This is a genomic window from Corynebacterium sp. ACRPJ, assembly GCF_022347345.1.
Taxonomy (GTDB): Bacteria; Actinomycetota; Actinomycetes; order Mycobacteriales; family Mycobacteriaceae; genus Corynebacterium; species Corynebacterium tuberculostearicum_D.
The window spans coordinates 65,225-86,663 of the sequence record NZ_JAKRNC010000003.1 but is presented as its reverse complement, the minus strand read 5'-3'; the positions used below and the strand labels follow the sequence as shown (position 1 = coordinate 86,663).

The following is a 21,439-nucleotide window of genomic DNA, read 5'->3' as shown; positions in this document are numbered from 1 at the left end:
AGTGTGCAAGGTTAGTCTTCTTCGGAGGCTGCCAAGTCAAAAGTGACGGCACCTCGCAAAATGGTGTGGGTAACACGGGCGCCAAATTCTTCGCCAGCGTACGGGTTGTTTTCGGACTTGGAGGCCAGCTTGGCGGAATAAGAAACCCAGTGGTGGTCAGGGTCCACGATGGTCAAGTTAGCTGGCTCGCCCTCCGCGATGGGGCGGCCATGGCCCGGCAGGCGGGTGATTTCTGCGGGGCGCTCGGACATCACGCGGGCGACAAAGCGCCAATCGGCCAGGCCGGTCTCGACGAAAATCTTGGCGATGACAGCCAAGGAAGATTCCAGTCCCAACATGCCAGGGCGGGCGTTTTCAAACTCCACGCACTTGTCTTCGGAGCCGTGCGGGGCGTGGTCGGTAGCAACGCAGTCGATGGTGCCGTTAAGCAGCGCCTCGCGCAGTGCCGCGGTATCGCGCTGTTCGCGCAATGGCGGATTAACGCGGAAGAGGCCATCGTAGGTGCGCAGCTTGTCATCGGTCATCAATAGGTGGTGCGGGGTTACCTCGGCGGTGAGAGGAATATCCTGCTCCTTTGCCCACTTCAGCAGCTCCACGGTGCCCTGGGTCGAAGCGTGACAGATGTGCACGCGGTTGCCGTAGTCGCGCGCCAACAGTGCGTCGCGGGCCACGATGGATTCCTCCGCCACGCGCGGCCAGCCGCGCAGGCCGAGCTTGGCCGCGGTCTCGCCTTCATGGGCGGAAGCGCCGCCGGTCATGCGATCATCCTCGGCGTGCTGCGCAAGCAGAACGTCCATGCCCTTGGCGTATTCCAGAGCACGACGCATTAGCTGCGGATCCTGGACGCACTTGCCGTCATCGGAGAACATACGCACCTTGGCGTCCGAGCGGGCCATCATGCCGAACTCGGTGAGGGTCTTGCCTTCCAGGCCCTTGGTAATGGAGCCCACCGGGTGGACATCGCACAGCGCCAGTGCTTGGGACTTGGCCCATACGGACTCAGCGATGATCGGCTGGTCGGTCACCGGGTTGGTATTAGCCATGGTGAACACTGCGGTGAAACCGCCCTTGGCGGCAGCCTTGGAGCCGGTCTCGATGGTCTCGGTATCTTCGCGGCCGGGCTCGCGCAGGTGCACGTGCATATCCACTAGGCCTGGCAAGAGCACGTTGCCCTGGCCGTCGATAACCTGTGCATCCTCGGCTTCTGCCGTGGCGCCGATGGCAGCGATGATGCCGTCCTTGACCACGACATCGGTGGGCTCGCCTTCGCCGTACAGGCGCACATTCTTAATCACAAGTGGGGTTTCCGCCGGCGCGGAAAGGCGACCGGTTTCCGGGTAAGTAGTCATTGTCTCTCCCTAAATTTGAGTGTGGGTCGCGGTTTTAAATGCCGGCGTTTTCGCCATTGGTCAGCAGGGTAAACAGCACCGCCATGCGGGCGTGTACACCGTTGTGCACCTGCTGCAGGACCGCAGTTTTGTCCAAATCTGCGACGCCGTAGTTAATCTCCATGCCGCGCAGCATCGGGCCTGGGTGCATGACGATGGCGTCCTTGTGCATGGCCGCCGCGCGATCCTTGGACAGGCCAAAGAGGTTGGCGTATTCGCGGTGGGAGGGGAAGAAGCCGCCATTCATGCGCTCTTGCTGCACGCGCAGCATCATGATGACGTCGGCGTCAGCGATTTCCGCATCAAAGTCATAGGACACGCGCACCGGCCAGTTCTCTACCCCAAAGGGCATGAGGGTGGCTGGGCCTACGAGGGTTACCTCAGCACCAAGAGTGGTGAGCAGATCTACGTTGGAGCGCACGACGCGCGAGTGCAGGCAATCGCCCACAATCTTTACCTTCAGGCCGGCAAAGCCTTCGTCGCTGTGCAGTCCCAGGCGCTGGCGCATCGTGACGGCGTCGAGAAGCGCCTGCGTTGGGTGCTGGTGCGCGCCGTCGCCCGCGTTGATCACTGAAGGTCCCTTGCCGTTAGGGGCTACCCACTGGGCCAGCTGCTGCGGCGCACCAGAGGAAGGGTGGCGCATGATGATCGCATCAGCGCCAATAGCGGCCAAGGTAAGGCCCGTATCCTTCAGGGACTCGCCCTTCTTTACCGAGGACGAAGAGGCGGACAGGTTAATGACATCCGCGGACATCCACTTGCCGGCCGTTTCAAAGGAAGAGCGGGTGCGGGTGGAGTTTTCATAAAAGAGGGTATAGATGGTCCGGCCCCGCAGTGTCGGCAGCTTCTTTACCTCGCGGCCTTCGAGGGCTTCGCGGAAGCGATCCGCTTCATCCATCAGACCGACAATTTCGCTTCGGTCCAGCTCTGCCATATCGATGAGGTGCTTCATGGTTATGCCTCCCCCGTTTCGGAGCCACCTGCATCGGTTGCAGCAGCGGCTCGGGTCAATACGACCGCGTCCCGGCCGTCAATCTCGCTGTTGTATACGGTGACATCTTCTTCTCGCGCGGTGGGGAGATTCTTTCCCACATAATCGGCGCGAATAGGAACCTCGCGGTGGCCGCGATCTACGAGGACGGCCAGCTGAATAATGTCCGGACGGCCCACGTCACTCAACGCATCCAAGGCGGCGCGGATAGTGCGGCCGGAATACAGCACATCGTCGACCAAAATAACAGTGGCGCTATCGATGCCACCGGTGGGAATGGTCGTCGGTTGGAGTGCGCGATGCGGCTTTCCTAGCAGGTCATCGCGGTAGAGGGTGATATCGAGGGAGCCCCATGGGACTGCAACCCCGGAAAATTCTTCAATCTTGTGCGCTAGGCGCTGTGCAAGCGGCACGCCACCAGAGGGAATGCCAAGCAAAATGACCCGCGGTGCGTTCGCGGAATCGAGCGCCGTTTTTTCAATGATCTGGTGCGCGATGCGTGCAACGGTACGCGAAACATCATCGGAGCTTAAAAGCTCTAGCTGCTTCGCGGTAGCGTCTGTTCCACTCATCGTGACCTCCTTCCCCGCCTCACGGTGCGGTCTTTAAAGGATGCCGGTTGATGGTCTCAAAAATGTCTATGCTGTTAGACACAAGATACTCTAGCACCTTCCCCACCATTTGGGTGAGGGCGAAAAGAAGGAGGCACTCCACACAGTGAGTTTTTCCGCCGAACACATAGTCCCCGCCCCGCGCGAGCAGGTCTGGCAATGGCATACCCGCCAAGGCGCTTTAACCCGTATGAACGCCCCCTTTGCCTTCATGAAGCCCATCCAGCAGGCAGAGAGCCTGGGCGATGGCACCTCCATCCTGGGCCTTCCGGGCGGCCTGCGCTGGACCGCTCAGCATAAACTTTCCCAGTACCGCAAGGGCTATGAGTTCACCGATGTGTGCGTAAACTCCCCCATTCGCAAATTTGCCAAATGGCAACACCATCACACCTTTGCGGATCACCCGGACGGCACACTCATTCGCGATGAAGTTACTACCCGCATCCCTTCGGCGGCGCTGGAATCGGTCTTTGCTTATCGACAGCACCAGCTCATTGAGGATCTTTCCTTTCTCCAGCGGCTTGCCGACGCCTCCTTAAACACCCAACCACTAACCATCGCCATGACCGGCTCCCGCGGCAGCGTGGGCGCAGCGCTCACCGCACAACTGCGCACCGCCGGGCACACGGTGATCCAGCTCGTGCGCGGCACGGCCAGCAAAGGTCAGCGCACCTGGCGCCCGGAGCAGCCCGATCCCGACCTCCTGCGCGGCGTCGACGTCCTCGTCCACCTGGCGGGCGAGCCCATCTTCGGCCGCTTCAATGACGAGCACAAGGCCGCCATCCGCGACTCCCGCGTTGGCCCCACCGAGCGCCTAGCGCGACTTGCGGGGGCTACGGATTCCGTCCACACCATGGTCTGCGCCTCTGCCGTGGGCTACTACGGCTCCGACCGCGGCGATGAGATTCTCACCGAAGACTCCGCACCTGGCGAGGGCTTCCTCGCAGACGTCGTAGTCGACTGGGAGCGCGCCTGCGAGCCCGCCCGCGCCGCGGGCACCCGCGTGGTCAATATTCGTACCGGCATCGCCATGTCGGGCGGTTCCGGCCTCCTGCCACTGCTGCGCGCCCTCTTCTCTACCGGACTGGGCGGCCCCTTCGGCGACGGTGAGTTCTGGTTCAGCTGGGTCGCCCTCGATGACCTGACGGATGCCTACTTCCGCGCCATCGTGGACGATTCGCTGGAAGGCCCGGTCAATGCGGCCTCGCCTAACCCGGTGCTCAATAAGGACTTCGTCAAAGCCCTTGGTGCCGAACTACACCGTCCGGCATTGCTCCCCGTTCCGCCCTTCGGTCCCGCAATCTTGCTGGGCAAGGAAGGCGCCCAAGAGTTGGCCTTGGCGCAACAACGCGTAAGCCCCACGGTTCTACACAAAATCGGGCATACGTTCCGCTACCCCACGATCGATACTGCTCTCGCCCACGAACTTGGCGGCGAGCACCTATGGAGTCCCAGTAACTAGATAAGAACTTAGGTAAACTAGTAAAGGTTGACCTTTATCCCCGATTAGTACATGGATTGAGACTACTTAAGTGTCTGAAGAACCAACCCTGTATCCCGATACGCCGGTAGAGCCCGTAACTCTCGAGCGCATCGGCGAAATCTTTGCATCTGAGAACCTAGAATACCGCCTCGAAGAGCAGCCAGTGAGCGAGGAGGAAACCGTACAGATCCTGCGCACAGGTTTCTCCAACGTCGCCATCGCCATGCAGGTGCGCGATGATGTGCTCGTGGCGGATTCCGTCTGGCGCGGCAACGTGCCTTCTTCTGAGGGCCCAACCCTGTTGACGGTGCTCAACCAGTGGAACCAGCAGCACTTCGCGCCGACCCTGCGCTTCTTTGAGTCAGCCGAGAATAACCTCGCCGTCTCTGGCGTGCGCGAGATCAACATTGCCCACGGTTTGTCCCGCAATCAGATCGGCGCCTTCGTGATGTCCACGCTGGATTCTATGCTGCAGTCCTTCGCCTTCGTGGAAGAACACTACCCACAGCTCGTGACTTGGGAGGAGCACAAGCATGACTAATGCCTCTACCGAAAACAATCTGCCGGAGATCACCCTGGACCGTGTTGTCGAGGCCATGCGTACCTTCGACATCGAATTGACCAAGATGGACAGCGATATTGAGGCAGCTACCGCCAACCTCAACGGCCTTCCCACCATGTTCGCGGTTCTCGATTCCGTGGTTATTGTCCGCTGCGATGTGCCTACCGACGCCGCCTATTCCAAGGCCGACGCCGGCCTCTTCCTCGCGGCTAACCAGATCAACTCCGTAGCCTTCGGCGCGCGCGCTGTTATCTCGGAGCACGATGACATGCTCGTGGTGCGCACCGAGCGCGATATCCCTGCCGCCGCCGGCATGACCGACGAGCAGCTGCAGGCTGCCCTGAAGACCGCCGTAGATGGCGTCATCCGCGGCCAGGATGCCATGGTTTCTGCCGCCGAAGAGATGGCCAAGCTTGGCTCCGAGACCGCAGCCAATGCCGGATCTGGCGACGCCGCCGCAAGCGACACCCCGCAGAGCTAAGCCGCACTAACATCCGCCGCTCTCCCCCTCTCCTTCCGCCTTAACAACGGCGCAAGGGTGACGGGGAGAGTTCTTTTTACTCTCGGCCGTTCTGGGCACATGGAGACGCGAGGATGGGCGTCGAAAGACACTGTCTTGGGCATGAAAATACCGCCCGCCACAGCTCTTCGCCATCGAGCTGGGCGGGCGGTTTAAGTATGCGGGCCGGTTTAAACCTGACTATTCCGCAGTGGGGTCCTGCTGCGCAGAACCGTCTGCTACAGCCGAGTCGTCGTCCGCGGCAGCGGAGTCCGAAGCGGTGGATGCGGAGGTATCCACGGCCGCATCATCCGCACGCTCGGACTCTACCGAGTCCTCGTCAGTCGAATCTTCGCCGTCCGCATTCGCATCGCTGCCCTGGTGTTCTGCGGACATCGGGTTTTCCGCAGAACGGGACTGCGCCACGTCATCCAACACAGCGTGGATATATGGCGCCGCTTGATCGTTGGAATACTGGGAAGCAATCTCCACGCCTTCCACGACCGCAGTAGCGGTAGGAATATCCGGGTTGAAAAGCAGCTCCCACACCGATAGGCGCAGGATAGCGCGGTCAACGGCCGGGATGCGGTGCAGTTCCCAGTCCTCGGCAAGGAACCGAGAAATGGTGTCATCGATGGCATCCAGCTCTTCAGCGACGCCTTTGACAATCACCTGGGTGTATTCGGCCACAGGTGCTACCGCGTTGCGATCCTCACGTGCCAAGGCGATGCGATCCTCCACGATGGCAACGGGGTCAACGTCCCTGTTTTCTGCTTCGTAGAGGATATCGGCGGCACGACGACGTGCACGGTACCGCGCGGTGTGCCGCTTGTAGTTGATATCGCGCTTAGGGGTGTTATCAGACACAGTCAGATGCCCTAGTTGTTAACGCGGGAGAGGTACTCGCCGGTACGGGTATCGATCTTGAGAACGTTGCCGATCTCGATGAACAGCGGAACCTGGATTTCAGCACCGGTTTCCAGGGTGGCGGGCTTGGTGCCGCCGGAAGAACGGTCACCCTGCAGGCCCGGCTCGGTGTGCTCGACCTTAAGGTCTACGGAAATAGGCAGTTCTGCAAAGAGTGCCTCATCCTCGTAGAAGGAAACCTGGACGCGCATGTTTTCCAGCAGGAAGCGAGCGGCATCGCCGAACTTCTCCGGCGGGAGCTCGTACTGCTCGAAGGTCTTTTCATCCATAACAACGTAGCTGGTGCCATCGTTGTACAGGTAGGTCATATCGCGGCGGTCCACGGTAGCGGTCTCTACCTTAACGCCAGCATTCCAGGTCTTGTCCACGGTCTTACCGGAGACAACATCCTTGAGCTTGGTACGCACGAAGGCTGGGCCCTTGCCCGGCTTCACGTGCTGGAACTCAACGATCTGCATCAGTTTGTTGTCGATCTTCAGAACGAGCCCGTTCTTGAAATCAGTAGTATCAGCCATTGCGGTTAAACTCCCGAAAATTGTGGACTAAAGGTTGAAAACAATGTTTAAGCCTACCGGACAACTGCCCCTTGGGGTATTACCGGTCCCCCATTTCTTCCCCACAGTTGACAGCGGGGTGCCTTTCGGGGCCCATCGCCTGCCCTAAACCGTCAGACACGCAAGCAATCAAAGGTTTTTAACCAGCAATAACTCGCTGTACGATAAGGCTTTGCTTAATTGATTTTTCACATACCTACCAAGGATTTTTGCGATGCCTCTCAAGCAGCTCTACGCCGCGGCTACCGCTACTGGCGCAGCCCTAGCAGCACTCTCCGCCCCGCAGGCCATGGCAGCAGACGCCCAGACCGTGATGTTCGGCGATTCTGTCTTTGCCAACCCAACCTATGGCCAAGTTGGCACGACCTCGAGCCTGTCCCCTTCGGCGGGCACTACGCTATCGTCTGCCACCCACGGCATCGAAGACGCCCCGGGCGTGCCGTCCCCACAGGGTTGCCCGCAGGGTCAGAGTAATGTTAGCCGCGAATTGGGGCGGGTTTCTGGTCAGCACATAGCCAACTACGCCTGCTCTGCGGCAAAGGCCGCCGGCCAATCGCACCGTAAGGACTTCGATGAGCAGATCAACGGAGCCATTGCTAATAATGATCTCAATGGCGAAACGAAGAACGTTTTGATTCAGTTTGGCGCCAATGATCTCCAGGAAATCCTGCGCCCATCTCTTTCTTCTTCCAATCCCTACTACGACGGCATGAAGCAATCGATCCAGCGGATTCGCCACGCCGCCCCGAATGCCCGCATCACCGTTGTAGGCTATCCCGCCATCTCCGCCCGCAATGGCGCGGTATGCCCGCTGCGCACCTCCGCACCGGGATCCTCTGAAGCCGGGTTCAACATGGACTATGCGGGCCTGGTTCGCACCGGCGAGGACCAGGTCAATAGCGCCATGTACAAGGCAGCCCGCGCAAACGGCGTGCAGTACTATGACCTACGCGCCGACTCCATTGATCACGGCATGTGCGCGCCGGACAGCACCCGCTGGATTTCCGGCAAGTGGGAGTACTCCGTACCGCACAACCTCTTCAATCACCTCACGCACCTGGGCAACCGTAATGTCGCCCAGCTGCTCAACTCCAAGGTGCTGGCCCACTAGGCGGGCAGTTCAGTAAATTCCTTCGTCGCGGCGGTAATGATCTTCGGCGCACCATCGGTGATGATGAGGGTATCTTCGATGCGCACGCCGCCCTTGCCCGGAACATAGATGCCCGGCTCAATGGTCAGGGTCATGCCGGCGGCGAGCTCACCCTTACCGGTCCGTGCCGCGAGCGGGGCTTCGTGGACGTCTAGGCCCACGCCGTGGCCCGTCGAATGCACAAAGTAGTCGCCATAGCCGGCGGCGGAGATGACATCGCGGCAGGCGGCGTCGACGTCGGCAAGCTTAGCGCCCGGCACCGACGCTGCCACGCCTGCCTTTTGGGCGCGGAGCACCACATCATAGATTTCCTTGGCAAAGTCATTCGCCGTGCCCACGACGTAGGTGCGGGTGCAGTCGGAATTAAACCCGCGCAGGTACGCACCGAAATCGATGGTCACAAGGTCGCCATCCTCGATGACCCGGTCATCAGCGCCATGGTGCGGCATCGCCGAGTTCGGGCCGGAAGCCACGATGGTATCGAAGCTCACTCGCTCCGAGCCAAGCATGCGCATCCGATATTCCAAATCGGCAGCCACCTGGCGCTCGGTGCGGCCGGCACGCAACTCACCAGCGGCGAGCAACTCCTCCAGTGCCTGATTAGCCAGCGCGGCAATCTCTTCCAGCTTTTCTAACTCGAGCGAATCTTTGACCAAGCGAATTTTCTCAATGACCCCGGCGATAGGAACCAAGGTAACCGACTCCGGGGCGGACTCTTCGAGGTCCTTCAGTTCAGAGACCGAGAGGTAGTCGGCTTCAAAACCGACTCGAACCGGCCCCTCGACATCGGCAAATTGCTGCAGCAGCACCTTTCCTACCGCGCGGCCTTGGATAGCCTCCAGATCGGGAACTTCGCGGGCGATTTGCGTGGTGTACCGGCCGTCGGTAGCAACCTGCGCGGTAAGGTCCTTACGCAAGAGTAGCCCGCCATTCGAGCCGGAGAATCCCGAAAGGTAGCGCACGTGCGTGAGGTGGGTGACCAGAACGGCATCGATGCGCTGGCCGGCCAGTTCCGCGGCAAGCTTGCGGCGCCGGTCACTAAAACGGGTATCTGCCAAAGCCATGATTTCATCCTTTTAGGGTCGACTGCGGTGTAGAAAGTATCCACCCAGTATATCGACCCTGCCACCGCAGTTGGGCGGATTTCTTTCTAGCCGGCTGCCGCCCAGCCCGTTCGTGGGGGTCTATTGGCAGAGGTAGTCCACTGCCGCCACGTAGCCGAAGACACCCAACCCGGCGATGACGCCGCGGGCGATAGGGCTGAGATAGGAATGATGGCGGAAGGGCTCGCGCGCATGCACATTAGAAATATGCACCTCTACGAATCCGGCGCCATCGGCTACCTCTGCCAGGGCATCCCGCAGGGCCACTGAGGTATGGGTAAATCCTCCCGGGTTAATGATTACCGGGTGGCCCGCATCCGCGGCGGCATGCACTTTCTCTATCAGCTCACCCTCATGGTTCGACTGGAAGCACTCTACTTCTGCACCGTGCGCGGCAGCGCGCGAGGAGATCATCTGTTCTACATCCGCCAGGGTGGTGGAGCCGTAGACATCCGGTTGCCGCTTTCCCAAGCGGTTCAAGTTCGGGCCATTGAGGACAATAATCTTCATTTCTACTCCGAAATCGCGGCGTAGGCCGCTTCTAGCTCTTCCGTACTGGGGCCTTCGAGACGGGTGGTCTCGCCCACCCCAGTCAAGGCTACAAACCGAATCTTTCCGTCGCGGTTCTTCTTATCGTGGGTCATTGCCTCATACAGGTCCCTGAACTGGCCCGGCCTATACGTGGTCGGCAGCCCAATGCTGTCAAGAATCCGGCGGTGCTTTTCCACCAGCTCTGCGTCAATGAGGCCGCGCTCATGCGCCAGGTGGGCGATGAACATCATGCCCACGGCCACCGCGTTGCCATGGCGCCACTGATACTGTTCATGGCGCTCCACCGCATGGCCAAAGGTGTGGCCGTAGTTGAGCGTTTCCCGCAGGCCCGATTCTTTGAGGTCCTCGCCCACCACCGCGGCCTTGACCGCGATGGAGCGCGCAATAAGTTCTGGAAGGAAGCCCTGCGGGTCCACGCATGCGCCGGGGTCACTGTCATAGCGTTCAAGGATCACCGGGTCATGGATGAATCCGGTTTTGATGATTTCTGCCGAGCCAGCAATGATCTCTGCCGCGGGCAGGGTATCCAGGCGCTCGAGATCCACAAACACAGAATCTGGCTCATGAAAGGCGCCAACGAGGTTCTTGCCGGCTGCGGTATTGATACCGGTTTTGCCGCCGACGGCCGCATCAACCATGGCCAATAGCGTGGTAGGCGCCTGAATGACCTTGATGCCGCGCATCCACCCAGCCGCAGCGAACCCAGCCAAATCGGTGGTGGCGCCGCCGCCGAGGCCGATAATGACGTCACGGCGGTTAAAGCCCTTTTCCCCCAGCTGATCCCATACGCCACCGATGACGCTGAGTTGCTTGGCGGCCTCGGCATCGGGGACGTCGATAAGCGTAGGCTCCACCCCCTCAGCGGCAATGAGTTCCGCTAGGCGCTCGGCCGCGGCACGCAGCGGCGGCTGGTAGATAATGCCAGCCTGGCCTGCACCAATCTGCGCACAGCGCCGCGCGATGTCCCGGTTGAGATCAGCGCCAATGCGAACTTCATAGGGCTGTGGTCCATTAACGGCAATACTGGGCATGGTGGTCCTTTCCGTTCGACGCCGAGCCAGTGGGGCGAGAGACTAGTGCTAGCGCGGCGGGGAATCTACAGGGTATCGAGAAAGCCGAGGATATCGCCCACCACCTGCTGTGGGGTCCGGGCATCGGTGCGCACCCGATAATCGGCTACCTCCTGGTAATACGGGCGACGCGCCTCCACGAGGTTGCGGTAGTGCTCGAGGGGATCTGCGGCCGCGAGAACCGGCCGATTGCTATCCCCAGACGTCCGCCGTGCACCTTCTTCAGGGGAAGTATCCAAAAAGATGACGGTATGGCGCTCCAGCAGCCCGCGGGTGGAGTCCGTCAGCACTGCCCCGCCGCCGAGGCTAACGACTCCACCAGTGCGCAGTGCCGCAGCAACGTGCTCGGCTTCAAGCACGCGAAAGTCTGGTTCACCCAGCTCGCTAAAGATTTCCCCGCACGGCTTATTCTTAGCCTGCTCAATAAGGTGATCCGAATCCACCAGTTCGCAGCTCAAGGCGTGGGAAAGGCGGCGGCCAATGGTGGATTTACCCGCACCTGGCGGGCCAACCAAAACAACACGTGGACGGGGCAGGCCCGTAACGGCGGTTGGGGTGGTCATAACTTACTCCTGGTCAAAAGCAAGGCGGTCCGAAACGTATTTATCATACGCGGCGATGGCCGCGGAGGTTTCTTCGAGGCTATCGCCACCGAATTTTTCTAGCACGGCGCGCGCAAGAACGAGGGCAACCATTGCTTCTGCAACGACGCCCGCCGCCGGAACCGCGCACACATCGGAGCGCTGGTGAATGGCAGTAGCTTCAGCGCCGGATTCCATATCAATAGTGCGCAAGGCACGCGGAACGGTAGAAATCGGCTTCATCGCCGCCCGCACGCGCAGCTGCTGACCGTTCGTCATGCCGCCTTCGAGTCCGCCTGCACGGTTGCTAAGGCGGGATACGCCTTCTTCGGTTCGCACCATCTCATCGTGGGCAGCGGAACCGCGACGACGGGCCTCGGCAAAACCATCGCCAATTTCCACGCCCTTGATAGCCTGGATACCCATCAACGCGCTGGCCAATTGGGCATCCAAGCGGTCATCGCCGGAAATATGCGAGCCCAGGCCGATAGGCAGGCCATCGACCACAACCTCAACGATGCCGCCCAAGGTATCGCCCTGCTTCTTTGCGGCCTCAATTTCCGCGATCATGGAGGCTTCAGCCGCCTTATCGCAGGCGCGGACCGGCGAGGCATCGATAGCCTCAATGTCCGCGAACGCTGGCGCAGGCCCCTCATAAGGCTCGGAAGCGCCAATGGAAATCACGTGGGAAAGAACCTCGACGTCCAAGGTCTCGCGCAGGAAGTTACGCGCAACGGTAGCTGCGGCCACTCGCGCCGCCGTCTCACGCGCAGAGGACCGCTCGAGGATGGGGCGTGCTTCACTGTGGCGGTACTTCACCATTCCGGCAAAGTCCGCGTGCCCAGGGCGCGGCCTCGTCAAGGCGGCACCGCGGCCGGAGTTCATCGCCTTGATGGTTTCTTCATCGTCCATATCCAGCGGATCGGCCGACATGATGGTGGTCCACTTGGGCCACTCCGTATTGCCAATCATGATGGCAATGGGACTACCCAAGGTAAGCCCGTGGCGGACTCCACCCAGCACGGTGACCTCATCAGCCTCAAACTTCATACGGGCACCGCGGCCATAGCCTAGGCGGCGCCGGGAAAGCTGATGAGAGATATCGGCGCGGGTAATGGGGACCCCAGCGGGCATGTGCTCCAGCATTGAAATTAGAGCTTGGCCGTGCGATTCACCTGCAGTAGTCCAACGAAGCATGCGGGTATTATCGCACGGCCTGGCCAATCCAGTACCAACTTGGCCCCGCAAAATATTCTTCCACCCCCTCAAAGAGGGTGTGCACATGCGATTACGACCGTTGCCGCTAGCAACATTGCAGGGCCGTGCGGGCTCTTCTTCTGTCCGACACACGCAGACCAGACCAAAGTCAGAAGGGACGCACAGCCGCTTGCCGCTACCACACCCATAAACCCGGCCACTTGCCCCACCAGCATTCCCAGGGGCCAAGCGAGTTTTATGTCGCCTCCACCGACTCCTGCACGGGCTAGCCCTAGCACCAGGTACAACCCCGGCCACCACAGCCCACTCCAATTGACAACGGCGAGCGAGAGCACCGCAGCTGGAAGCGTCAGCCAGTCTGGCAATCGGCGCTGCCGAATATCCCACCAAGACAAGGCTGCTGCCCATAAACAATAGATAATTCCCCCGACTATTAGCACGGGGTTCACTCTAAGGCACGCTGTGAGGAAGCGCTGGGCGTCAATGTCTACATGGCGAAGTCTGCAGTTCCTACGGCACGAGGGTTGCCGGCCCCGCTTGCCGACGTCCCCTTCTACTTAGTCGTCTGCGACCGCCGCTGCAGCTCCTGGTGCAATGCCTTGAGCATCTCTTCCCGCGGGGCGGCCACCCCGGTAAATTGCTCGAACTGGCTAAATGCTTGATACGCGAGCATGACATGCCCGCCGACGGTCTTGTACCCATTGGCCGCCGCGCACGTGGTCAGCGGTGTAGGCCAGGGATCATAAATGACGTCCAGCACCGGTGCGTGGGCGAGGTCAAAGACATAGTCTTTCACCGCCGCGGCTGGAACCGTGGACACAATGACATCGACGGCGCGAGCCAGCGCGGATAAGTCCCCGTCGAAACTGACAAAGGAAAGTTCCAGCCCTAGGTTCTGCGCGAGCGGCAACAGTTCGGCGCTACGGTCGGAACGGTTGAGGACCGTAACCTTTTTCACCCCGCGCTCGGAAAGCGCCCACAACGCGGGACGAGCGGTGCCCCCAGCACCAATAAGCAGCGCATGAGCTACTGGGCTATCCCCCAGGAGTTCGGCGAGCGCGCCGCGTACGCCCTCGGTATCGGTATTGTCCGCATACCAACCATCAGCCCTGCGCACCAAGGTATTTGCTGAGCCAATCAGTTGGGCCCGGTCACTTACGGTGTCCGCAAAGCGGAGGGCGGCAAACTTGCCGGGCATGGTCACGGAGAAACCAACAAACTCTGAGTCGCTTGCCGCCACCAATTCCGGCAGCCCCTCCGCCGATGTTTCACAGCGGGTATAGTCCCAACCGGCCAGTCCGGCGGCCTCGTAGCCAGCATTGTGAAGCACCGGAGACAAGGAGTGCTTGATGGGGCTACCAAGGACCGCCGCACGTGGCATGGTGTTCTACCTCTTTGTGGTTGTCGCGACTCTACTGGGCGGGCTGCTCGGCAGCGGCGTCGCCGTTGCCGGAACCAGCGCCCTCACCTTCGCGCTTGGAGTCAAGCACGCCGGAGCGGATGGCGTCATCGACACGGCCCAAGTGCTCATCGTAGCTATCGGAGAAGACGGTAGTGCCCTCCTGGTCCACGGTGACGAAGAACTTCCAGTTGCCCTCGGCCGGCTCTTCCATGGCCTTGATTGCATCGTCCGAAGGAGAAGCAATCGGGGTATCCGGTAGGCCCTCCTTCGCATAGGTATTCCACGGGGTCTTCTCCTCACGGGCCTCATCGGTGGTGGCCAGCTCTACGTCTTCCAAGCCGTAGTTCACGGTGGAGTCAAACTCCAGGCGCATTGGCTCGTCCAAGCGGTTGAGGATAACGCGGGCAACCTTGTCGAACTCGCCTGCCGGCGCCTCGCGCTCCACCAAGGAAGCGGAGGTGAGTAGCTCATAAGGGCTCAAGCCGATAGCCTGGGCGCGTTCCTCAATATTGGTCTCGTTGTAGCGCTCGGTGGAGCGGGTGATGAGGTCCTTGAGGATATCCTTGGCCTCCATATTGGGGTCCAAGACGTACTGGCCTGGGGCGATAAGGCCCTCAATGCGCTTGGGGTCATTACCGCGCTTGTTGATAGCGTCCAAGGCCCACTCCGGTGCGCCCAACTCGGCTGGGTCGGTTTCCGCCGCAACCTTTTCCAGGTCCTCCTTCTTCAGGCAGTTGCCATCGTTGCAGCTGACCTCGGAAATCAGGGAGTAAATGCCGTAGCGGACGTCTCCGCCCACAACCTTGACGTCCTCCAAGGTGGCGCCACCTTGTACCTCGAGCATGTCCACGCGGTTATTCTCATCCAGCAGTGCCTCGACTGCTGCATCCGCGCTCATTTCTTCCTGCAGTCGATAGAAGCCCGGCTGAATTTGGCTTGCGCTGTGGTTCATCGACGCAGCAGAATCGAAAGCGTCTTGCGTCTTCACCACATTCTTCTCTACCAATGCAGGTCCGAGCTCGGACATGGACGAGCCTTCCGGCACCTCCACCAGTTGGGTGGTACCGTTGCCGGTTCCTTCATAATCGGCGGAGGTATTGCCGAGGCGGAATCCGATGTAGATAAGGGCGCCAAGGATAACGATGATCGACGCAATGACAACGGCAATGCCGCGCTGGCGGCGCTTGACGTATTTCGGCTCCATCGATCGGCCGAGGCGTTCTTGGTTACGGCTCACGTGTTTTAGTCTCCTGAGTCTGAAGGCTGGTCTATTGCATCATGGGAACGTAGCGCGCTCACACGCCCATCCAACCAAGTCTGCAATATCTCCACCGCTGCTGCTTGGTCGATGACTTTACGGCCCTTCTTCTCGGACACGCCGGACGCGCGCAGCGCGCTGGTTGCTGCCACGGTAGTCAGACGCTCATCAGCCAAACGTACTGGTGGTGGAACCTTATCTATACTTGCATCTCGATTCAACCGACGGCGGATCCGAAACGCAATTTCCTTAGCATGTTTTACGCTTTTTGAGCCATTTCCCTGCAGGTCCCGTGGCAGACCTACGATGACCTCAACTGCGTCGTAGGAATCAATGAGTTCCAGGATGCGGTCAATATCGCCCTTATCGCGGTCCTTGAACCCAGTTTCCCGGTGCACGGTCTCCACTGGGGTGGCAAGCGTGGCTTCCCTATTGGACACTGCCACGCCAATGCGCACGGTGCCGACATCGAGTGCGAGCCGGCGGCCCTGCCCCGGGTCATCAACTCCGGGGGTATCTGGTTCCACTTTTGCCACGGTCGAACTCCTACAGGGACTCGAGCATGTCCTTGACGGCTGCAAAGCCGCGCTCAGCACCGGCCGCAGTAGAACCAGAGCCCTGAGCCATATCCGGCTTACCGCCGCCACGACCGTCGACGTACTGGCCAAACTGCTTGACGATGTCCCCGGACTTCACGCCGCGCCCAACGGCCTTGTCCGTGGCCGCCGCGATGAACGGGAACTTGCCCTTATCCTCGGCACCCAGGACGATAACAGCTTCTTCCTCGCGCAGGCGATTGCGCAGATCCGTAGCAACGGTGCGCAGGTCCCCACCTGTGGTGCCTTCCGGCAAGGTCAGCGCAATGACCTTGAATCCATTGATGTCCTTGGCCGCGCTGACGAACTCGGAGGCACGTGCAGCCAGCTGTTGCTTGCGCAGGGTTTCAATTTCCTTCTCCGCTGCCTTGAGCTTTTCAGACAGCTGCGCGATGCGCTCCGGCAAATCCTCGGTCTGCACCTTGAGCTCGCGGGAAACGCCTTCTACCAAGGCGGTCTCCTTGGAGTAGTAACGGAAAGCATCCAAACCGGAGTAGGCCTCGATGCGGCGAGCACCAGAGCCAACGGAGGACTCACCCAGCACAGAGACCGGTCCGATTTCAGCGGAGGACCCAACGTGGGTACCGCCGCAGAGCTCGATGGAGAACGGTCCGCCGATTTCTACTACGCGGACCTCCTTGCCGTAGTTCTCACCGAATAGTGCCATAGCGCCCATGGCCTTGGCCTCCTCCAGGGAGGTCTCGATGGTGTTGACGGCAAAGTTGGAGTCGATCGCCTGGTTGGTAATCAAAGCGATCTCCTCCAGCTGCGCCTGGCTGAGCTGCTCGGTGTAGTTGAAGTCAAAGCGCAGGTAGCCCGGGCGGTTCATGGAGCCGGCCTGGACGGCGGTGGGGCCAAGCACCTGGCGCAGTGCGGCGTGAATGAGGTGGGTGGCGGAGTGCGCCTGGGTGGCACCATGGCGCCACTGCTCGTCGACGGCCGCCTCAACGGACATGCCCAAGTCAAGACCGCCGGCGGTAACCGTAGCCTTGTGTACCCACAGCTTCTTGCCAATCTTCTGGACGTCATTAACCTCAAGGAGGGATTCGCCGGCCATAATGCGGCCGCGGTCTGCCATCTGGCCGCCAGCTTCGGCGTATAGCGGGGTGTGGTCCAAGATGACCTCAACCTGCTCGCCCTCGTGCACCTGGTCGACCTTCTCGCCGCCGCGGACGAGGCCGATCACTCGGGCGTCGGAAGTAAGCTCCTCAAAGCCAGTGAAGACGGTGGGGTTATTGTCCACCCAGTCGCGGTAGAGGGAAAGGTCAGTGTGGCCGTGCTTCTTGGCCTGATTATCGGCCTTGGCGCGGCGGCGCTGCTCGCCCATGGCATCGTTAAAGCCGTCCATGTCAACCTCAAGGCCGGCCTCCTGGGCCATCTCCAAGGTCAAGTCGATGGGGAAACCGTAGGTATCGTGCAGCTCAAAAGCCTTCTCGCCCGGCAGGACCTTTGCGGTTTTCGCGCGGGAAGTGGACTTGAGCTCCTGGACGGCATCATCGAAGAGCCGGGTGCCGGACTCGAGGGTCTTCAGGAAGGCCTTTTCCTCACTAACCGCAACGCGCAGGATGCGCTCGCGGTTGTCCGCAATCTCCGGGTAGGACGGGGTCATGGTATCCATGACCGTATTCATGAAGCGCTCCATGGTGGCGCCCTTAGCACCCAGCAGCTTGGCGGAACGGATAATGCGACGCAGCAGGCGGCGCAGGATGTATCCGCGGCCCTCGTTGCCCGGGGTCACGCCATCCAAGATGAGCATCATGCCGGTACGGGAGTGGTCAGCTACCACGCGGAAGCGGATATTGTCCTCGTGGGAGGCCTTGTCACCATAGGTGGCGCCGGTAAGCTCCTCGGCTACGTCAATAACTGGGCGCAGCAGGTCCGTTTCATAGACGTTGTCTACGTCCTGCAAAATGCAGGCCACGCGCTCGATGCCCAGGCCGGTATCGATATTCTTCTTGGGCAGCTCGCCGACGATCTCAAAGTTGCCCTTGCCAATGCCCTCGCCGCGCTCATTTTGCATGAAGACCAGGTTCCAAATCTCCATGTAGCGGTTGTCATCGGCAATCGGGCCGCCGTCCTTGCCGTACTCAGGACCGCGGTCATAATAAATCTCAGAGCACGGGCCACAGGGTCCAGGGATACCCATGGACCAGTAGTTGTCCTCCATGCCGAGTCGCTGAATGCGCTCTTCTGGAACACCGATCTTGTCGCGCCAAATTTCGGCGGCCTCATCATCATCCAGGTAAACGGTGACCCACAAGCGCTCTGGGTCTAGGCCAAAGCCGCCCTCCTCAACGGAGCCGGTAAGCAAGGTCCACGCATTGGTGATGGCGCCTTCCTTGAAGTACTGGCCAAAGGAGAAGTTGCCGGCCATCTGGAAGAAGGTGTTGTGGCGGGTGGTAATGCCCACCTCATCAATGTCCAAGGTACGTACGCACTTTTGGATGGAAGTGGCAAGGCCCTTGGCAAAGGGCGGGTTCTGCTGGCCTAGGAAGTAGGGCTTAAACGGAACCATGCCGGCATTAACGAAAAGCAGGTTAGGGTCATCCAGGATCAGCGAGGCGCTTGGTACTGCCTCGTGACCAGAATTGACGAAGTGCTGGGTAAACCGTTCCCGGATCTCATGAGTCTTCACGAGCAACAATCCTAACTGTCTGAGCTTTCATCTTCTATCAAGAAGTTTCTAACCCGCCCAACTCTACCCTTCGCTGCACAGCGATTTCCCATCGGTGGGGATCAGCGCGGCCGGCGAGCGTTTTTGCCTGGGCCGTGATTGCCCCGAATAATGCTGCGCAAGCGGCCTATATAGTCATAAACACGCTTCTCAGCCCCATGATCGGTCGGCTCATAGTACACAGAGCCCTCCAGCTCATCGGGCAGGTACTGCTGCTCTACAACGCCGCGGGGATCATCGTGGGGGTAGACATAGCCCACGGCATTTCCCATCCGCTTGGCGCCCTCATAGTGCCCATCGCGCAGGTGCGGTGGCACGTGGCCCACCTTGCCGGCGGCTACATCGGCTTGCGCCTGCGTGATGGCAGAAATAACCGAGGGCGACTTAGGCGCGGTGGCCAGGTGGATGGTGGCCTGCGCGAGCGGGATTCGCGCTTCTGGCATGCCAATGAGCTGAGCGGCCTCGGCCGCCGCCACGGCCACCTGGAGCGCGGTCGGATCGGCCATGCCGATGTCCTCGGATGCGTGCACAATGAGCCGCCGGGCGATAAAGCGCGGGTCCTCCCCGGCCTCCACCATGCGGGCGAGATAATGCAGCGCAGCGTCGACATCGGAGCCGCGAATGGACTTAATGAACGCGGAAACCACGTCATAGTGTTGGTCGCCGTCGCGGTCGTAGCGCACCACTGCCTTATTGACGTTATCCGTGACCGTTTGTGGGGTAATTTCCCCGCCATCGTCAACCGCCTCGGCCGCGGCCTCGAGATAGGTCAGCGTGCGCCGCGCATCGCCACCGGCGAGGAGCACCAACTGATCCAAGGCTTCATCGGTAATCCGAATCTTGCGCTCGCCCAGGCCACGGTCGCTTTCGAGCGCGCGCTTGGCGACGCCCCTTAAGTCATCATCGCTTAGCGAATGCAACTGCAACAGCAGCGAGCGAGACAAAAGCGGCGCGACGACGGAGAAGGAAGGGTTTTCCGTGGTTGCCGCAACGAGCAGTACCGTGCGGTTTTCCACGGCTGCGAGGAGCGCGTCCTGCTGGGTTTTGGAAAATCGGTGCACCTCATCAATAAAGAGCACGGTCCGCCGGCCGTGAATGAGCTCTTGCCGGGCATGGGTGATGACCTCGCGAACCTGCTTCACACCCGAATCGAGGGCCGAGAGGCCCACGAAGTTCTGCCCCATTTGGCTGGCGATGAGCGAGGCAATGGTGGTCTTACCGGTGCCCGGCGGCCCGTACAAGATGACGGAGGCCTCCCCTGAGCCTTCCACGAGGCGTCGCAATGGCTTGCCGGGGGCCAGAAGGTGGTCTTGTCCGACCACTTCATCGAGGTTTTGGGGACGCATGCGCGCCGCCAGTGGGGACCCAGCGTGGGTGGCGAAGAGGTTCTTGCCGGGCAGCGGCGAGGCGCTGCGGTCCGGAGTGGGCCCGCCAAATAATGAGTCTTGAGACACTGGAAAGCTACCTCCTATAAGGGTGCGGGCACATCGTGATTGTCTATTCGTCATCCAAGCGGCGCGCAATGGCGCTGCCAAATTCCGCGATGGGCGCGCAGGCGGGGCCATCGCAACGCGCGGCATATCGGGATAGCGCCTCAAAGGTTTCATAGAGGTCGCGGCGCACGAGCAATTCATCTTCCGTGAACGGACCGTGGTTAGCAGGGCGCAAGATGGAGCGCTGCGGATCGTGGACCACTTCGGCTTCACCCCTGGCTAGGGCAACCAGCCCTTCGATACCGCCGGCGTGCATCGTGGTCACGCTCGATAGCGCCCAACCAATGAGCGAGGCCACGATAAGGCCGTGGATTTCTTCCGCATTGGAAAATAGCGGCCACACCTCAGATACGGCACGAGACCAAGCAGAGATGAAAATATCTGCCTCTTCGTCCGTAATCGGCTTGGAGAAGAGGAACTGCGGGAAGCCGGCGATAACGCAGGCTACGTCGAAGCCAACATTGCGGAATCCTGCCCATTCATAGTCCAAGAAGTGCAGGCGCTGGGACACAATGATGTTATCCGGTGAAAGGTCGAAGGGAGTAAAGGCCCGGTCCTTGCCGGATGCCAGGGAGCGTGCGGCTTGACCCGCTAGCTCTCGGAAGCTCGCCGGTGCTTCAAGCCCGGCTTTATCCAGCAAGTCGAGGCCGATGCCAATGGAGCGCTCCAGCGCCTCATCGCGCACGGACTGGTGCGGGGCCAAATCGGGATTCTTGCGCAGCATCCTATTGAGCAAGGTTTCATAATCTTGCTCATGGCCTGCGGTTCCAGCGTGCATGTGCCCCAACGCACTGCCCAGCGAGCGCAGCACCCGCACGCGGTCATCATCGGTGGACTGTACGAGGACGTCGGCAAGCGTTTCGCCCTCGCCCAAGTCCGTCAACACAATAATGCGCTGCTCCAGATCGTGGGCCAGAAGTACGGGTCCCGGGCGCACGTCCTCAGATAACGCGGTGGTGAACTGATAAGCCACCACCTCGCGCAGCATCGCGGCATCATCGACACCATAGCCGGTGACTGGGATGTACTTAATAACTACCGAGCGGTGCGGCAAAAAGGCTCCAGGGGCAATCCTGGCGCGTAGGACCATTGCATTGCCGGAACCGTCCAAGCGCTCCACGCTCGACATCTCCGGGCTACCACCAAAACGGCGCGACAGCATCTCCGAGGCGGCCTTGATGACATCCTCGGGTGATAGCACAGCTTCGTTATCAACCATAGTTCTATCCAGTATGCCCCCTCACACCAAAGCGGGGTCACAAGTTCGCCCGCAGCGAAATTGCAGCGGACTACGATGTGCCCCGCACGGTGCGCCTTAAAGGCTGAG

At 60.5% G+C, this 21,439-nt stretch carries 21 protein-coding genes; 4 read left to right on the top strand and 17 right to left on the bottom strand.

What is annotated here, in order from left to right:
* Window positions 1-11: 11 nt before the first annotated feature.
* The 3 genes from MHY08_RS03075 to pyrR are packed head-to-tail and all read right to left on the bottom strand — an operon-like array spanning window position 12 to window position 2,951.
* Window positions 12-1,349 (bottom strand): dihydroorotase, encoded by a 1,338-nt coding sequence (locus MHY08_RS03075; protein ID WP_239235268.1) that lies wholly within the window; start codon window positions 1,347-1,349, stop codon window positions 12-14.
* Window positions 1,350-1,383: 34 nt separating this feature from the next.
* Window positions 1,384-2,340, bottom strand: a complete 957-nt coding sequence (locus MHY08_RS03070) for an aspartate carbamoyltransferase catalytic subunit (RefSeq protein WP_239235266.1) — start codon at window positions 2,338-2,340, stop codon at window positions 1,384-1,386.
* Window positions 2,341-2,342: 2 nt separating this feature from the next.
* On the bottom strand, window positions 2,343-2,951 hold the full coding sequence (gene pyrR / locus MHY08_RS03065; RefSeq protein WP_239192044.1) for a bifunctional pyr operon transcriptional regulator/uracil phosphoribosyltransferase PyrR: 609 nt from the start codon (window positions 2,949-2,951) through the stop codon (window positions 2,343-2,345).
* 145 nt (window positions 2,952-3,096) lie between these two features.
* On the opposite strand from pyrR, the gene MHY08_RS03060 reads away from it, so the two are divergent.
* The 3 genes from MHY08_RS03060 to MHY08_RS03050 all read left to right on the top strand — a co-directional run bounded on the left by MHY08_RS03060 (window position 3,097) and on the right by MHY08_RS03050 (window position 5,516).
* A complete protein-coding gene (locus MHY08_RS03060) occupies window positions 3,097-4,452 on the top strand; it encodes a TIGR01777 family oxidoreductase (RefSeq protein ID WP_239235264.1) in 1,356 nt (451 codons plus the stop codon).
* Window positions 4,453-4,522: 70 nt separating this feature from the next.
* The gene (locus MHY08_RS03055) at window positions 4,523-5,014 is read left to right on the top strand and encodes a YbjN domain-containing protein (protein WP_204608924.1); all 492 of its coding nucleotides are present in this window, start codon (window positions 4,523-4,525) and stop codon (window positions 5,012-5,014) included.
* Window positions 5,007-5,516, top strand: a complete 510-nt coding sequence (locus tag MHY08_RS03050; protein WP_239235262.1) for a YbjN domain-containing protein — start codon at window positions 5,007-5,009, stop codon at window positions 5,514-5,516. Before MHY08_RS03055 ends, MHY08_RS03050 begins: the two co-directional genes overlap by 8 nt.
* Window positions 5,517-5,735: 219 nt before the next feature.
* Here MHY08_RS03050 and nusB read toward each other — a convergent pair whose 3' ends face one another.
* Together nusB and efp are read right to left on the bottom strand one after the other, a co-directional pair.
* Window positions 5,736-6,374 carry a transcription antitermination factor NusB gene (gene nusB, locus MHY08_RS03045; protein ID WP_370658782.1) on the bottom strand — a complete coding sequence of 213 codons (639 nt, stop codon included), beginning with the start codon at window positions 6,372-6,374 and terminating at the stop codon, window positions 5,736-5,738.
* A 38-nt stretch (window positions 6,375-6,412) separates the two neighbouring features.
* Window positions 6,413-6,976 carry an elongation factor P gene (gene efp, locus MHY08_RS03040; RefSeq protein ID WP_005324919.1) on the bottom strand — a complete coding sequence of 188 codons (564 nt, stop codon included), beginning with the start codon at window positions 6,974-6,976 and terminating at the stop codon, window positions 6,413-6,415.
* A 253-nt stretch (window positions 6,977-7,229) separates the two neighbouring features.
* Between efp and MHY08_RS03035 the strand changes: the two genes are divergently transcribed.
* Window positions 7,230-8,126, top strand: coding sequence for a GDSL-type esterase/lipase family protein (locus MHY08_RS03035; RefSeq protein ID WP_239235260.1), 897 nt, complete (start codon window positions 7,230-7,232; stop codon window positions 8,124-8,126).
* Here MHY08_RS03035 and MHY08_RS03030 read toward each other — a convergent pair.
* The 12 genes from MHY08_RS03030 to MHY08_RS02975 form a co-directional block, all read right to left on the bottom strand.
* A complete protein-coding gene (locus tag MHY08_RS03030; protein WP_239235258.1) occupies window positions 8,123-9,229 on the bottom strand; it encodes an aminopeptidase P family protein in 1,107 nt (368 codons plus the stop codon). The two genes, MHY08_RS03035 and MHY08_RS03030, sit on opposite strands and share 4 nt — an antisense overlap.
* 120 nt (window positions 9,230-9,349) lie before the next feature.
* Window positions 9,350-9,778: a type II 3-dehydroquinate dehydratase gene (gene aroQ, locus MHY08_RS03025; protein WP_239235256.1), complete on the bottom strand. Its 429-nt coding sequence runs from the start codon at window positions 9,776-9,778 to the stop codon at window positions 9,350-9,352.
* A gap of 2 nt (window positions 9,779-9,780) precedes the next feature.
* Window positions 9,781-10,851: a 3-dehydroquinate synthase gene (gene aroB, locus MHY08_RS03020; protein WP_239235254.1), complete on the bottom strand. Its 1,071-nt coding sequence runs from the start codon at window positions 10,849-10,851 to the stop codon at window positions 9,781-9,783.
* A gap of 65 nt (window positions 10,852-10,916) precedes the next feature.
* Window positions 10,917-11,453: a shikimate kinase gene (locus MHY08_RS03015; RefSeq protein WP_204608902.1), complete on the bottom strand. Its 537-nt coding sequence runs from the start codon at window positions 11,451-11,453 to the stop codon at window positions 10,917-10,919.
* 3 nt (window positions 11,454-11,456) lie between these two features.
* Window positions 11,457-12,668 carry a chorismate synthase gene (gene aroC / locus MHY08_RS03010; RefSeq protein ID WP_204608899.1) on the bottom strand — a complete coding sequence of 404 codons (1,212 nt, stop codon included), beginning with the start codon at window positions 12,666-12,668 and terminating at the stop codon, window positions 11,457-11,459.
* A 68-nt stretch (window positions 12,669-12,736) separates the two neighbouring features.
* A complete protein-coding gene (locus tag MHY08_RS03005) occupies window positions 12,737-13,129 on the bottom strand; it encodes an A24 family peptidase (protein ID WP_239192073.1) in 393 nt (130 codons plus the stop codon).
* 113 nt (window positions 13,130-13,242) lie between these two features.
* On the bottom strand, window positions 13,243-14,070 hold the full coding sequence (locus tag MHY08_RS03000) for a shikimate dehydrogenase (RefSeq protein WP_239192076.1): 828 nt from the start codon (window positions 14,068-14,070) through the stop codon (window positions 13,243-13,245).
* 31 nt (window positions 14,071-14,101) lie between these two features.
* The gene (gene mltG / locus MHY08_RS02995) at window positions 14,102-15,295 is read right to left on the bottom strand and encodes an endolytic transglycosylase MltG (RefSeq protein WP_239235415.1); all 1,194 of its coding nucleotides are present in this window, start codon (window positions 15,293-15,295) and stop codon (window positions 14,102-14,104) included.
* Window positions 15,296-15,333: 38 nt separating this feature from the next.
* Window positions 15,334-15,885, bottom strand: coding sequence for a Holliday junction resolvase RuvX (ruvX, locus tag MHY08_RS02990; protein WP_204608884.1), 552 nt, complete (start codon window positions 15,883-15,885; stop codon window positions 15,334-15,336).
* A gap of 10 nt (window positions 15,886-15,895) precedes the next feature.
* A complete protein-coding gene (gene alaS / locus MHY08_RS02985) occupies window positions 15,896-18,580 on the bottom strand; it encodes an alanine--tRNA ligase (RefSeq protein WP_239192079.1) in 2,685 nt (894 codons plus the stop codon).
* A 101-nt stretch (window positions 18,581-18,681) separates the two neighbouring features.
* Window positions 18,682-20,073 carry a replication-associated recombination protein A gene (locus MHY08_RS02980; RefSeq protein ID WP_204608879.1) on the bottom strand — a complete coding sequence of 464 codons (1,392 nt, stop codon included), beginning with the start codon at window positions 20,071-20,073 and terminating at the stop codon, window positions 18,682-18,684.
* A 43-nt stretch (window positions 20,074-20,116) separates the two neighbouring features.
* Window positions 20,117-21,331: a phosphotransferase gene (locus tag MHY08_RS02975; RefSeq protein ID WP_239235252.1), complete on the bottom strand. Its 1,215-nt coding sequence runs from the start codon at window positions 21,329-21,331 to the stop codon at window positions 20,117-20,119.
* Between the last annotated feature and the right edge of the window lie 108 nt (window positions 21,332-21,439).